The organism is Flammeovirga pacifica, assembly GCF_000807855.2.
Taxonomy (GTDB): Bacteria; Bacteroidota; Bacteroidia; order Cytophagales; family Flammeovirgaceae; genus Flammeovirga; species Flammeovirga pacifica.
Genome location: NZ_JRYR02000002.1, coordinates 1262855 through 1277760 on the forward strand (window position 1 = coordinate 1262855; position 14906 = coordinate 1277760).

At 34.9% G+C, this 14906-nt stretch carries 5 protein-coding genes; 3 read left to right on the plus strand and 2 right to left on the minus strand.

Annotated features, from left to right (window positions below):
- Window positions 1-138 precede the first annotated feature (138 nt).
- On the plus strand, window positions 139-7836 hold the full coding sequence (locus tag NH26_RS23655; protein ID WP_158022025.1) for a S8 family serine peptidase: 7698 nt from the start codon (window positions 139-141) through the stop codon (window positions 7834-7836).
- 89 nt (window positions 7837-7925) lie between these two features.
- On the opposite strand, the gene NH26_RS23660 is transcribed toward NH26_RS23655, so the two are convergent.
- Window positions 7926-9038: a hypothetical protein gene (locus NH26_RS23660; protein WP_052431690.1), complete on the minus strand. Its 1113-nt coding sequence runs from the start codon at window positions 9036-9038 to the stop codon at window positions 7926-7928.
- Between the two features lie 184 nt (window positions 9039-9222).
- On the opposite strand from NH26_RS23660, the gene NH26_RS23665 reads away from it, so the two are divergent.
- Complete coding sequence (locus tag NH26_RS23665) at window positions 9223-9750, plus strand: hypothetical protein (protein WP_139263277.1); 528 nt, start codon at window positions 9223-9225, stop codon at window positions 9748-9750.
- A gap of 68 nt (window positions 9751-9818) precedes the next feature.
- Here the strand turns inward: NH26_RS23665 and NH26_RS23670 are convergent, their stop codons facing one another.
- Window positions 9819-11606: a DUF4139 domain-containing protein gene (locus NH26_RS23670; RefSeq protein ID WP_044217111.1), complete on the minus strand. Its 1788-nt coding sequence runs from the start codon at window positions 11604-11606 to the stop codon at window positions 9819-9821.
- 471 nt (window positions 11607-12077) lie between these two features.
- Between NH26_RS23670 and NH26_RS23675 the strand changes: the two genes are divergently transcribed.
- Window positions 12078-14903 carry an Ig-like domain-containing protein gene (locus tag NH26_RS23675; protein WP_052431691.1) on the plus strand — a complete coding sequence of 942 codons (2826 nt, stop codon included), beginning with the start codon at window positions 12078-12080 and terminating at the stop codon, window positions 14901-14903.
- The last annotated feature ends 3 nt before the right edge of the window (window positions 14904-14906 follow it).

Consider the following 14906-nt stretch of genomic DNA (forward strand, 5'->3'; position numbering starts at 1 on the left):
CAAAAAAACTGAGTATTCCGATGACAAGGAATCTCTTTTAAAATTAATAGAGGTACGCAAGAAGGAGATTGACGTACTCAAGAAGCTATATGGAAAACTAGCCTCTTCTACTGATTCAATTATTAAAAAATCGCAATGATGAAAAAGCTACAAACTTATGTGCTTATTCTTCTTTGTTGTCTAGGGCTCGTACCTATACACGAAGGAAATGCACAAAACAATCCAGCTCCAATGCGCTACACAAGTAATGGTGTAGCGAAAGGTTACCTGCGGGTAAAATTCAAACCTCAGACTCAATCAGCACTTTCTGTTGCTCCAATGAACACCTCCGGAGTGAGTAAAATTGGAGTAGCTGACTTTGATGCTACAGCACAACAATTTCATGCACACAACATGAAAAGGGTATTTCCTTACGATGCACGTAATGAACACAAATTGCAACGACATGGTTTGCATTTATGGTTTGAAATTGAAGTTGATGCTCATGTAGATCCTCAAATGGTGGTCAATAGTTTTTACCAAGTAGATGCTATTGAGATTGCAGAACCTAGATTAGAGAAACATATTATTGATAGAGGTACAGCAAAAGTTTTAGAAACTGCTGCTTTCTTTAATGAGGAAGATACACCTACTACCAATGACCCTTTATTTTCTCAACAATGGCACTACCATAACGACGGTGAGAAAAGTGGTTGGTCTGCTGATGCTAGTATACAGTTATTAGAAGCATGGAAAACTACACAAGGTACAAGCAATGTGATTGTTTCTGTACACGATGAAGGTGTAGATATTAATCATGAAGACCTTAAAGATAACCTTTGGGTAAACGAAGCCGAATTAAATGGCGAGCCCGGTGTGGATAGTGATGGAAACGGTTACATAGATGATGTACACGGTTACAACTTTGCTTACAATAGAGGTGCTGTAGATGCACAAGAACACGGAACACACGTTGCCGGTACTATTGGTGCGGTAACCAACAATGAGAAAGGTGTTGCAGGTATTGCAGGTGGTACAGGTTCTGGTGATGGTGTACGTATCATGTCGCTTCAAATGATTGGCGGACCGAATAATAATACGGCAGCTTCTTATGTTTATGCGGCTAACAATGGTGCAGTCATCTCTCAAAACTCATGGGGATATACTTCTGCTGGAGCCTATGAACAAGCAGTGCTAGATGCTATTGATTATTTTATTGCAGAAGCTGGTGATTATGAAGGTTCTCCAATGAAAGGTGGTCTTGTGATCTTTGCTTCGGGTAACTCCAATATTGATGCGCAAATGTACCCTGGTTACTATGAAAATGTGATGGCAGTGGCCTCTACAGGTCCGAATAAAACAAGAGCCTATTATTCTAATTATGGTGGATGGATTGATATTACTGCTCCTGGTGGTGATATTTCTATGGGATCTCAAAATGGAGTTCTTTCTACTTTACCAAATAATAGTTATGGTTTCCTACAAGGTACATCAATGGCTTGTCCACATGTATCTGGTGTAGCTGCTCTTATTCTTTCTACTATGGGTGGTGACAAGATGACACCAGATGTTTTATGGAATCAGTTAACTGCTTCTTCAAGAAATATTGATAGTGCTAACCCTAATTTCGTAGGGAAATTAGGACATGGGTTAATTGATGCAGGATTAGCTGTTATCGAAAACTCAGGTAACGCTCCTATTCAAATTGATGATTTAGTAGTGAAAGGTGCTACAAATAATTTTATCCGTTTAGGCTGGACCGTTCCAACTGATGAAGACGATGGTCAACCTTCAAAATTTGAAGTTTTATACCACGAAGGAGATTTTAATGAAGCAACAGCTACCTCTGTCATTTTCTTTAATGATAGTACTGCTAACACTGCTTACGAAGTAGAAGTTAAAGGACTAAAAGAAGAAACTTCATATTCTTTTGCTGTTAGATCTTATGATCGTTGGGGAAATTCTTCTGAATTAAGTGAAACTGTATCTACTGCAACTAATCTTGGTCCTGATATTGAAGTGCCAACGAATACTACTTATTTATCGGTTTATACTTCTCAAAACAATGTTATTGAGCATACACATATTATCAAAAATAATTCTGAGGGTATCCTTAAATGGAATGGGTTTGCAAGAAATAAATATCAGTTTAAATCGGCTTACTATAGTGTTCCTACTGTGGGTAATGTAAAAACAGGTGAAAGAAATATCAGCTTCGAGAAAAAAATTACTCCCGAAGTATTTTCAGTAAAAGAAGATCCGAGTATTCTACAACCTTACGAAAACAAATACCTAGAATATGTAGATGGCATTTATGCAAGTATTGTCGTTGGAGAAGAAGACTTATCAATTTCTAATACTACAGCTTCTGCTTTTGTTATTGAAGATGAGGAAGGTTTTAACCTTACTGAAATTGAAGTATTCCTAAATCAAATCACGAATGAGAAAGCGGTTGTTGAAGTATACATGGGTAGTATTCTTTCTCAAGCTAAATTAGTCCTTTCAGAAAAGGTGAACGATACGTCTGCAGGTTTACATCGTGTACAGGCTGCTCATGGCGAACATATTTATTTTCCTTATGGAGAAGTAATGTGGATTATTGTAAGAGTTCCTTCAGGTAACCAATATCCTATTGGTATCAACCCTACGAATGCAAATATTAAAGATGCAGAAAACTTACAGTGGTTCTCTTTTGATGAAGGAAAAACATGGCAACCTATTTCTAATGCTTTAGGTTTTGGTGGTTATTCTTTCTGTGTGGCAGGTGTTAGTAAAGACCGTCACTATGGTGAAATCGTTACTTTATCTCCAGAGAATGGTGAAATTAACGGTGTAGGAGAACAAGAAGTTACTTTAACAATCGATGCTACTAAAGTTCCCAATGGATATGTAGAAATCAATACTGTAATTGCTTCTAATGCTACTGAAAATCCCGAAGCAAGATCTCCATATTTTATTAATGTCTATGAACACCCGTCTAATGTAGTTACTCCTAACATTGTAGAAGTTGGTAGTGTAAAAATAGGAACTGAAAAAGAGTTTGTAGTTACTATCAACAACTTTGGATATGGTGGAGAAAAGAACATCCACATTGATTTGACCACTCTAGAGGGATCAGATTTCAGTATACCTAATACTTCTTCATGGGAGCTTTCAAATGGTAAAAAATGGTTTGCGACCTTCCAACCTAGGTCAGCAACAGATTTAAAAATAAATTATACCCCAACAGTTGGCGGTAATGAAAATGCCATCGTTAGATTATTCAACGATGAAGGGTGGGAACGTTTAATTGCTATCACTGCTTTTGGTATTGAGCCATCAGAAATTGACGTTGCCCCTGCCACTATTACTCATCACCATAACCTTGGAGAAGAAGGTAACGGTACTGTAACAATTAGTAATAATGGTAACTTCCCGCTAGAATTTGTGATTCCAAAATACAGTAATCAACTTACTGAAGGAATACATCAATTTGGTTATTCATGGGATAGAATTGATACGGATGCCCCTGATACAGAAGATTGGAAATGGGATGAATTAGTTGGAGCTGATGATGTTATTGACTTTTCTAATGACTTCAAATCAAACCCTTTCTTAGATTTTGTAAAGGTAGACCTTGGTTTCCAATTTCCATTTTATGATACATTGGTAACTGAAATGTACCTTTCGCATGTAGGTATGATTGCAGTAGATGACAAAGATCCTGTAAATGGTTCTTTCGGTAGTTTGTTAGGTAGAAATTTCACTTCTAATGGTTACATCGCCTTTATGTATGAGTATTTTGATTGGGGTTTGAACTCTAAAATTCTATACAAAAAATTTGATGACCGTGTAGTGGCACAATATGAGCAAATGGTGCCTAAACAAGAAAATTTCCGCTCTGATTATCCGATGACCTTCCAAGTAGTCTTGTATTATAATGGTAATATCGAAATGCGTTATAAAGACATTGGATATGCAAACAGTCAAGCAACAGACCCTTTTGTTGGTGTGGAATCTCCAGATAAAAAAGACGGGTTTTACATCTATGAGTTTACCCAAAAGCCAGAAAAGTTATTTGAAAATGATTGGACTGAAGTGATGGTTAAAGTCAACCACCCTGGTCCTCAAATTATCTCTAACTTATCAAAAACAGAAGGTGTTATAGGTGTAGGAGAATCTATTGAAATTACTTATGATGTTACAACAGATGGTTTAGTTGAAGGATTAAACACTCAAAATATTGCCATCCAAAGTAATGATCCAATAACTCCAATCTCTCACTTTACCGTTAATGTAGACATTATGGATGGTGGTGTAGCAGATATTTCTACCTCTGAAAAAACAATTAATTTTGGTACTGTTTTCCGTACTTCGGAGCAAATCCATAATATCAACTTTAATAACAATGGTACCGCAGTAGTAGATTTTAATTCTATAACCATTGATGGTGGAGTTGACACTAAATTCAGTGTAAATAAATCTGCTTTCCAATTACTTCCTCGTTTAGGTACCACTGTAAAAGTAATTCTTAATTCTGAGGCAACAGGAGTTTATTCTGATAAAATTACTTTCGAAAATGCTGAAGGTGAAACATTTGAATTCACAGTAACAGCTACTGTAATCGATGAACCTCAGATTAGTTTAGATCAATCTCCGATAGCACTTTCTTTAGATGCGGGTTCTACTTCTACTTTGAATATTACGGTAAGTAATGCTGATGGAAAATCAGATTTAGAAGTTATTCCTAATGGTTCGGGTTGGTTATATGAGTCTACAATGGAGGCGATGTCTTCTCCTGAAATTAAAGACTTTACTTATGCTTGGAGAGATAATAAAAACCAATTAGATGGTTCTATTGATCCTAATGCTCCAGTATTCCAATGGGAAGCTATCGACGATTCTTGGACAAGAGTAGTTGTGCAAGATTTAGATCTACTTTGGGAACCTTATGACCTGCCTTTCACTTTCGAATTCTGGGAAGAAGGTTACGATAAAATGTGGATTGGATATAACGGTATCATGACGTTTACAGAACCTACTGTTCCTATTCCGTTATTTGCTTTAGACATTCCTAATGCAGAGGCTGAACCTCATAACTTTATCGCTTCTTTATGGTCGCTTACAGGAGAAGATTATTACGATGAACATCCATTAAAAGGTATTTGGGTAAAACATGATGAAGATCGTTTTATCATCACTTACAATAGATATATTCATAACTGGGGTTCATTAGGTGGTTATGTTTCTGCACAGACTATTTTGTATAAAAATGGTACGATTAGAACGCAGTACAAAACTATCGATCAGGCTGCTGTAAATGTATTTAATAAGTACTTTACTTGTGGGTTAGAAAATAAAGATGCCTCAGATGGTGTAGTCAATAACTTCTATCGTCCTTACATTACTGACGGTTTGGTAGTAGAATATGTACCTGCTAAGAAAACAGTCATTCCTGTAGGAGAAGAAAAGACGTTTACATTTACAGTAGATGCAACAGACCTTTTAGGAGGTGCTTACCATCATAACTTAGAGTTTACCAATAAAACTCCTGGTAAAGAACATATTTCTATTCCTGTAGAATTAACGGTAATTGGTACTCCAGAATTTGCTCTGTCTGAAGATGTGATTGATTTAGGAGATGTACTTTATACTCCAAACATGTGGATGCAAAAAGAATTCACATTAAAGAACGTTGGTACAGGTAACTTAGACATGACAAAGGATAATATTTCTGCAGACGATGCATTGAATATGGAATTAAATATTAATTTAATTAATGCAGAAAGTGGAATTCAAGAAGTGCCTATGCAGTGGTTCGGCCTAGAGACTATTTTCAAATGGAAAGAAATCTGTGACGGTGCTCCTGATCCTTGGGGTGGTTGTTTTGGTGATATCATTCAAGTAGAAGGTGAATACCATTACGTCAATCCTAATATTGCTCCTAGTGAAGAACTTGAAGCTAGAATTACATTAATGCCACTTGAAGCCGGTAAGATGGAAAAATCTATCACCTTTATGATAGATGGTGAAGAGCATGTATTTACTGTAAAAGCTAATTTCTATGAGCCTGCACAATTCGATATGCCTATCGTTAAAGATATTCATGTTGATGCCAACAAGCCTGATCATACAGATGAGTATAGTTTCTCTTTCAATAATAACGAGGGTAAATCTTCATTAGATTGGAATGTGATTGTGGAGTATATTATTGATGGTAAAATCCCTCAAGAAGATACTGAGCCATTAGCAAAAACTTCTTTTGCTACATCAAGTAGACAACTATTAGCAGAGGCTGCATCTGCTCCAATTCCTGCTACTTACACAGCAATAGATCCTGCTGATTATCATGAGGTATTATCTTATGATCAACAAGAGACACCTTCTTCTTCTATTGGTTATGGTAGTGCTTCTCTAACCACTATTACTACATTTACAACTCCTGAAGAAGGATTTGATTTATCACATGTTGCTACATGGATGACTCCTAAAGGACTTGTTCAAAATGAAGAAGTAGTGATTACTATTTTAGGTGGATCTATCGAAAAGCCTGTGAAATTAATTGAAAAAACAGTTGCTTACAACAAAGAAGAACTGCCTGATAATGGTCAGATGATGACTTTTGATTTAGAAAAAACAATCAGTTTCTATACTGGTCAGCAAATCTTCGTGGCAATTACTTATCCAACAGGAATGGAATATCCACAAGGTATTGCAGATGTAAGTGAGCGTTTAGAGAATACATTCTTTGTACCTACATCTAATGGATGGGAAGATATCACAGCTTCACCTCAATTTGAGAAAAAAGGCTACATGGTAAGAGCTATGGCTAAAACTGCTCAAGAAGGGATATGGTTGTCAATAGATCAAAAAGAAGGTAGCACACCAATAGCTGAGTCTACAGAATTGACGTTAAGTTATGACGCAAAGTATGCAAAAGCATATGCTGATTATGCCGCTAAAGTGACCATCCTTTCTAATGATCCTAACCATGAAGGGACTTCATTCTATACTTCAATGCACGTTAACCAAGGTCCACAATTCCAATTAGGCGATACCACTTTTATGGTGTATGAAAATGACACTACAATGTTATCAGTTGCAATTGAAGAGATCGAAGGCGACGAGTATACAGTAACAGTAGATGGCTTAAGTGATATTGGTTCATATAAAGTGGAAAATGACACGGTATATATCACCTTTACTCCAGACCACACACATGCTGGCGAATATGTTTTATCTTTCTTGGGAGAAGATGAACATGGTACAACTTCAGAAGGTATTTTGAATGTAAATGTGATACATGTTAATCAACCTCCTCATATTAAAGAAGCCTCTGATATTGAATTAACTATTGGAGATGTTCACTATCAAGACCCTTCTGAGATCTTTGGTGATGTGGATGGTGATGCACTTACTTATCAAATTGCTGACTCTGGAAACGGTGTTGTCTTAGTTGGATTGTCTGATGGTCAGTTTGCTTTCTCTGCAATTACTGTCGGTATATCAGAAGTAGCAATGATGGCTACAGATGTACATGGTTTAACTACAATTGCTATGATTTCTGTTGAAGTTAAAGCCGAAGATGATGATATCACTTCTACTTTACCTTCACCAAAAGAATCATCAATTACAGTATATCCTAACCCTGTTCTTACGCAAACTACATTTGCATTCGATGCACAAATATCAGGTAATGTTAGCTTGATCATTCATAACTTACAAGGCGTTCAAATGGAATCAATGGATGCCGGTCATATGAATAGAGGTCGTCATGAATTAGTTTATGATGCTTCTACACTACCATCAGGAATTTATATTTACTCCCTACTTATTGATGGTGAACTATCACACTTTGGAAAGTTTATTAAGCGATAAGTTTAATAGATGATAACTAAAATTGTTAAAACCGCTCCTTCTTTGAGGAGTGGTTTTTTTTTGAATTGATCGTAAAGAGATAATGCATTTTATAAGCCTCCATATCTTTTTTCAATGGATACATAATCATGAATATTTTGCAGATATTCTTTCAATGTCTCTGGTGGTGTATTCCAATTGGGGTCTGGAATAAATGGGTACACCTCTGTCTTATAATCCCTGCCACTATAAAAAGATGCATCGATAGTACAGGCAGATAATTCTTTCAATGGTTTTAAATAAATATACCCATCACAAATATCCCTTAATTTTACATTCTCCTGACAAAATCCTAATGAACTATGATCGGGTAGATTTCCGATGACCCCTGAAACATCAAAACCAATCTTTCCGATATGTCTTTTTTGAATCATTTCAACTAATTTACCATCTGCAGGGGTACTGCTTTTGTATCCGTTATCTTTATAACCATAGAATGCTTGATGAAATAAAATCGTAAATACTTTATCTCCTAACATATCATACAACCTATTTCCTAGATAGATATCTACAAAAGGACAATTAGGATCTTTTATTGGTTTTTGAACATCATGCGTAAATTTTGAAAAAGCATGTGGTGTGCCAACCAATAACAATGCTTTTTCTTTTTTATCAATGATTTCCTTTTGAACGATTTCGCTTCTAAAAGAATCAATTTCACCTAAGTTAAATACTTCATCTAAACTCTCTTTTTGATGTTCCATATCAAATTTATCCCAATGAAACTTATAGCTTAAATTGATTATTCTAAACTTCTTTTGTTGTGAAGATAAGGTCTGATTAAACTCCCATACTTTATGATAGATTTCATGATATTCTAGAAAAGCCCATCCTACATTATAATAGAAAAAAATATCCTTCGTTTTTTGTGGGTCATATTCATCTGCTACTAATAGTTCGTCTAATTCTTCTTGCATTTCATAAGCACCGAATTCCATTCCTAAATAATAAATTCCGTTTTTATATAAACTTGGAATAATACTTTGGATAAATTCTATATTTTCTTTTACACCATGTTCTTCGCCTAAAAGAATAATATCGTGGTTTTGAAATTTCTTGATTATATAGTCTTTAGGTAACAAAGGAGCACTAAAGTTTTCCTTTTTCGCATTGGTACAAGAAAAAAGAAAAACTGAAAGGAAGAGGTACAAATAAATACGCATAGTGTGTCGTAATCAGTAATTTATCAAAATAACAACTTCATAGTCGTGCTTATATTACCCAATTCAAGGGTAAAAAATGTTAACAAAGCAAAAACAAATTATCTTTTGCACAATGTTATCGTAATAAGATAATTCAATCTATAAATAATAACACTCTCAACTATTCATCATTAAACCTATTTCAATGAAACATTTTTTATTGATCGTTATTTCAATGGCTACATTTTTTTCATGTACCAAAAAAGAAGACGTTCTTCCATCATCTCATCAAACAATAAAAGAACAATACCACACCTATTTTTCTAATGGAGCTTCGGAATTAAAAATATTCGATGACAATACTTTCGAATACATTTCACATTCAGAAAATGAAGATAGTATAATGCATGTATTCGGAGAACAGAGAATAAAAGTGTTTTCCGATTATCAATACAAGAAAATCACCCTTAAGGGAAAAGTCTTATCAAAAAGTCAAGTAGAAGAAAGTAATGGGCTTCAAAGCTTATTTGTATTTAAAGTAGAACAATTAAATACAAGTGGAAATCAAGCACAATGGAGGGCTGAAAATCACAAACCTCAATACATACCGCAAATAGAATTCACTCACGAAACAGTAGACTCCACTTTTGAATTGGTCATCTTTAACCATGATTTAGTAGATCCTGTCAATGGGATATTTAAGTATCAACCTAAATATACTTTAGCACCATAAAAAAAGCACGAATAGCCTATTTGGAGAGTGAGGCTATTCGTGCTTTTCCATTTATAAATCTATAATAATTACAGCTCTATTTTTTTATCCTTTGGATATTTAACACTGTACCTTATCACTACCTCTTTAATTTCTTTAGGAGCTAGTGTCACTTCCCACTTCACCTCTCCTGTATTCTTATTTAATTTCCCTCCTGATAAATCAATTATTTCTACTTGAATTTCTTTTCTTTCAGAAACTGGAATTTGATCTAAAAGATTACAAGTAATCTCTTCTGATTTATTATTCTTTAAAGTGATCTTAAATGATTCGTTTAATTTCTGAGAAGAACCTATTGTTTTCTTCTCTTCGTATTTGTTCAGTTTTTCTCGATCCACAGAAACAAAATTGTCTACACCAAAAGATATATTTAAAGAATCTGATAGGTTGTTAGTTTGAATATCTGTCTTTCCGACATAAGCATTATCTAAAAATATATTGGCTTGTCCACTCATTAATTGTATCTCTTCCCAATCTTTTAAAATAGCAGTGAGGTATACATACTTAGACAATTTCGGAACACTATTATATTCAAAATCTGCAGACACTTTATTTTGTTTAAATATGACTGTTTTTTTCGTATTATCTGATAATATGTTTTGCTTATCGGCAAGTGTAAACTCTAAAGCAGTTCTGTTTTTATTGGCTAATGTTTTATACTTATTAGACTGTCCATTCTTCTTGGTACTAACTAAAATAACTCCATTTCTACCTCTTGAACCATATATAGCTGTAGAAGAAGCATCTTTTAATATATTAATTTCTTCAATTGCCTCAGGTGGTAAATTAGGATTATGCTTTTGGGGAACACCATCTACTATATACAAGGGGGGATTAGAGTCCTTTACAGATGTGCCTCTAATCATAGCTACTTCGTTCAAAGATGATTTTTTGAGGTATCCCATGTCGTCTTCCTCTTGAATTTCCACACCCGCAACTTGATCTTGAAGCATCTGTCCTACATCTTTTTGATAAGCAATATAATTAGGGTAAAGTGTAGGTATATTTCCTGAAACATGTTGTTTTGCAGTCGATAATTTAATTTTCACACCTTCCCAATCTATACCAGTATTTTGAGTAATATTGGCTTTAAAAGAAATATTTACTTTAGATTCTGCACTGGCAGTTCTGATATCATAGGTAGGGTACCATCTAGCTCCGTATACCTGATAAGAAAAGTGTAACGGGATTTCTTTTGCCACACTACTTTCATAAGTTACAATAATTTTCCCTTGATATTTATTGGTATTTCTACCTCCTCTTCTCAATTGATTTTGAAGCACTTTCAAATCCTCTTTCAGTACTTTGAGCTCTTTCTCAATAGAATATTTTGAAGTACTCAACTTTTTTAATTGATTTCCATACAAGACCATGTATTGTTGAAAATCTGATGAGCTTGATGAAGTAGAATTTATTTTTTTATTTTCCTTTAAGAAAGATAGTTCTTCTGATACAATGGTGAGATCTAAATTCAATTTATTGATTTGCTCTTGTAATACATCAATTTTCTCTTTTAATAATTGATGCTTCTCGTTTTCCTCTTTTACAGTAATGTAGTCTTTTTCATACCTTACATTTAAAATAGTAAATGTATTGTTGCCTTCTACTCTAATAGATTCATCCTTGATATTCTTTGATAAATTGGTGATTTCCAATTCATGATTTCCTTTTTTTACAAAGGCATTGGCTGTTCTATTAATACGAGCAGCATTTGTAAAAACAGTAACATCTTCAATGGTACTTTTCTCTACAGTTTGACCTATTAGTGTAAAAGGTATTATAATTAGGAGGATAGATAAGTGGCTTATTAATTTCATATATAAGAGAGTTTAATTTTTTAAATTATCATTATAAGGACACATTACATCAATCGAAAGCCAAATTATCTAACATTATTTAAGAATTTAACCCTCAAATTATTCCAATAACAATTTATAACGCAGAATAAAATCCGTTTATCCGACTTTTTTTCAAAAAGAACTAATATTGAAAATTTTGGCCTAATCTGTTATTTGTCTAGTAAAAATCAGCCCTATTTTAACTGAACAAAAAATTAAATTAAAGAGTAAAAAACAATAATAACAATGCACATAACTAATAAATGAGAGTGTGGCTAACTAAAATAATACAGCATCATTGACCACTTGAATAAAATGAATATTCAGTTTTTGTCTAGTCTATTTAGTTGTTGTCATTACACTTAATAAGTTAATTGACTTTCGAAATGAATTATAAACGACAACCAGTTTTTTTTTATACCCTTTGGGTTTTACACAAACTTTAATGAAATGAAGTACTTTAATTTACTTTTTCTCTCTTTTCTTTGTACTACTGTAATAGCACAAGATTGGAGTAGTATTCCAGTACCTGCAGACGCAGGAAATGGCAAAACATGGGAGCTTCAAGAGAATGTTTCTGATGACTTTAACTACACATTTGACGCAGTTAATTCTCGCTCAAATTTTGGTAATGGGAAATGGTATAATTTCTACCACAATACATGGGATGGCCCAGGAACGACGTATTGGAAATACCAAAATGTTGCAGTAAAAGATGGTAGTCTTGTCATCAATACCTCAAGATGGGACCAAAGTAACCAATCCAATCCTTGGAACGGAAACTCTCCAAAAATGGGGAAACCTAATAACGGAGTAAACTCAGGCTGTGTTACTTCTAATGCCAAAGTACAGTATCCTGTATACGTAGAATCGGCTATTAGTGTCGCCAATATTGATCTAGCTTCTTGTTTCTGGTTATTAAGCCCAGACGATACTCAAGAGATTGATATTATCGAAAACTATGGTGGCGTTGATGGATTCAAACATCTTACACACATTTCACACCATTCATTTATTCGTTCTCCTTTTCATGATTATCAACCAAGAGATTGGAATAGCTGGTGGCCCGATAGTAGAGTAAATACCTCTTATGGTTGGGGCGATTGGGCATGGAACAACGGAGATAGAAGATACCTTAGGTTAGGTGTCTATTGGAAAACTCCTTTCCATTTCGAATATTATATTGATGGTGATCTTGTAAGGGTAATGTATCATAATGCTATTGCTACGTTAATGAATGGCACATGGGAGTATACTTATTACAATCAAATTCATCCAGCCGGAACACAAGACTCATATGGTAATAATATAGGTGGACAACCTGTCAATTTATCTAACGGATATTCTGCGGTCACTAATTATGCTTATTCTAGTGAGTTTGAATTTGCAACATTACAAGCAGCTAGCAATGCTTCAAATGGCTACAATGTGATTGATCCGGGTGAATATCAAAATGGTAACGGATTTACAAAAGAAATGGATATCATTATCAATGTAGAATCACAAAGTTGGTTGGTATCTTATGGCAAAACTCCTACAGATGCTTCATTAGCAAATCCAGCAAAAAATGCCATGGAAGTAGATTGGGTTCGTGTGTATAAGCCAGTGAATGGCGGTACACCAACTCCTCCTGTGTCCGTAAGTGGAGTTTCTATTTCTCCTACTTCTTTATCTTTAGAAACAGGTGATACAGGGAACCTTACCGGGCAAGTTATTCCATCGAATGCGGATGTTCAAACAATGACATTTACATCAAATAATGATGCTGTTGCCACTGTTAACCAATCTGGATTAGTCACTGCCATTGCAGAAGGTACAGCTGTGATTACAGCCACTACTACCGATGGTGGTTTTACGGCAACATCAACAATTACGGTATCAACAACAGGTACAACACCTCCTCCATCTGGAGAAACTCTTGTTATCGAGGCGGAAGATTTTGCTAGAACAAGTGGTACTTTTAACGATGGCTTTGTTCCATATGGAGCAAACAAAATTAGTGGTACTGGTATTAACTGGGTAAACTCAGGGGATTATGTAGAATTCGATGTTAATGCTACCGCAGGTACTTATGAAGTAAGTTATAGTATATCTACTCCATCAAATAATGCCGCAATTTCTCTAAGTGCCAATGGTACTTCTGCCGGATCTACTCCTGTTCCTAATAATGGGTCTTGGGATAATTATTCTGATCTAGACGCTGGATTTACCATAGTATTATCAGAAGGAAGTAATGTGATTAGAGCAACAGCTTCTGGAAGTAATAATTGGCAATGGAATTTAGATAAAATTACATTAACAGCTGTAGAAGGTGAACAAACAATTCCTGTTACAGGAGTTAGTGTAAACCCTGGTAATCTGACATTAGAAATTAATGAAACAGGAAACCTTACAGGTCAGGTGAGCCCTGCAAATGCAGATGATCAAACCATGACTTTCACCTCTAATAATACTTCTGTAGCTACCGTAACTTCTTCTGGTGTGGTTACAGCGATAGCAGAAGGTACTGCTATAATTACTGCTACAACTACTGATGGAGGTTTTACGGCAACATCAAACATAACAGTAAATGCAACTGATGAAGGTCCTGGAACTGGAAACCCAGCGGAAACCATTGTCATCGAAGCAGAAGATTTTATTGCTACGGGTGGTACTTATAATGATGGTAATGTTCCTTTTGGAGTAAACAAAGCCAACAACATAGGAATCAATTGGGTAAATTCTGAAGATTATGCAGATTATGAAATCAATGTGACAGGTGCAGGTACTTATGATATTCAATATATGATCTCTACTCCTACAAATGGAGACACAAGAATTCAACTTCAAATAGATGGAGCAGCGGTTTCTACAGACAATGTAGCGAATAATGGTCAGTGGGATGATTATCAAGCACTAAATGGAAGTAGTGTTCAACTTTCTGAAGGCACACATACAGTTAGAGTTTATGCTATTGGCGATGCTACTTGGCAATGGAACTTGGATAAAATTACTTTAACTCCTCAAAGTTCATCTTCAAGAATTGCTGCAGAAGTAACTCGAAATGATATGTATGTATTCCCTAACCCAACAAGAGGTCAGGTAAATATTTCTGGTATCTCTACAGGTGATTATACGTTTACAATCTACAATATGAATGGTGTTCAGGTACATTCAGAAAATGCGTATTTCTCTATCAAAAAGACCATCGATATTAGTACATTGTCTAGTGGCATCTACTTTATCAAGGTTGCAGGTAAAGAAGGAAGTTATAATGCGAGAATATTAGTAAAATAATGA

Coding starts and splice junctions, on each gene's coding strand:
- NH26_RS23675 (WP_052431691.1), top strand. CDS start 12,078: ATGAAGTACTTTAATTTACTTTTTCTCTCTTTTCTTTGTACTACTGTA.
- NH26_RS23665 (WP_139263277.1), top strand. CDS start 9,223: ATGAAACATTTTTTATTGATCGTTATTTCAATGGCTACATTTTTTTCA.
- NH26_RS23655 (WP_158022025.1), top strand. CDS start 139: ATGAAAAAGCTACAAACTTATGTGCTTATTCTTCTTTGTTGTCTAGGG.
- NH26_RS23670 (WP_044217111.1), bottom strand. CDS start 11,606: ATGAAATTAATAAGCCACTTATCTATCCTCCTAATTATAATACCTTTT.
- NH26_RS23660 (WP_052431690.1), bottom strand. CDS start 9,038: ATGCGTATTTATTTGTACCTCTTCCTTTCAGTTTTTCTTTTTTCTTGT.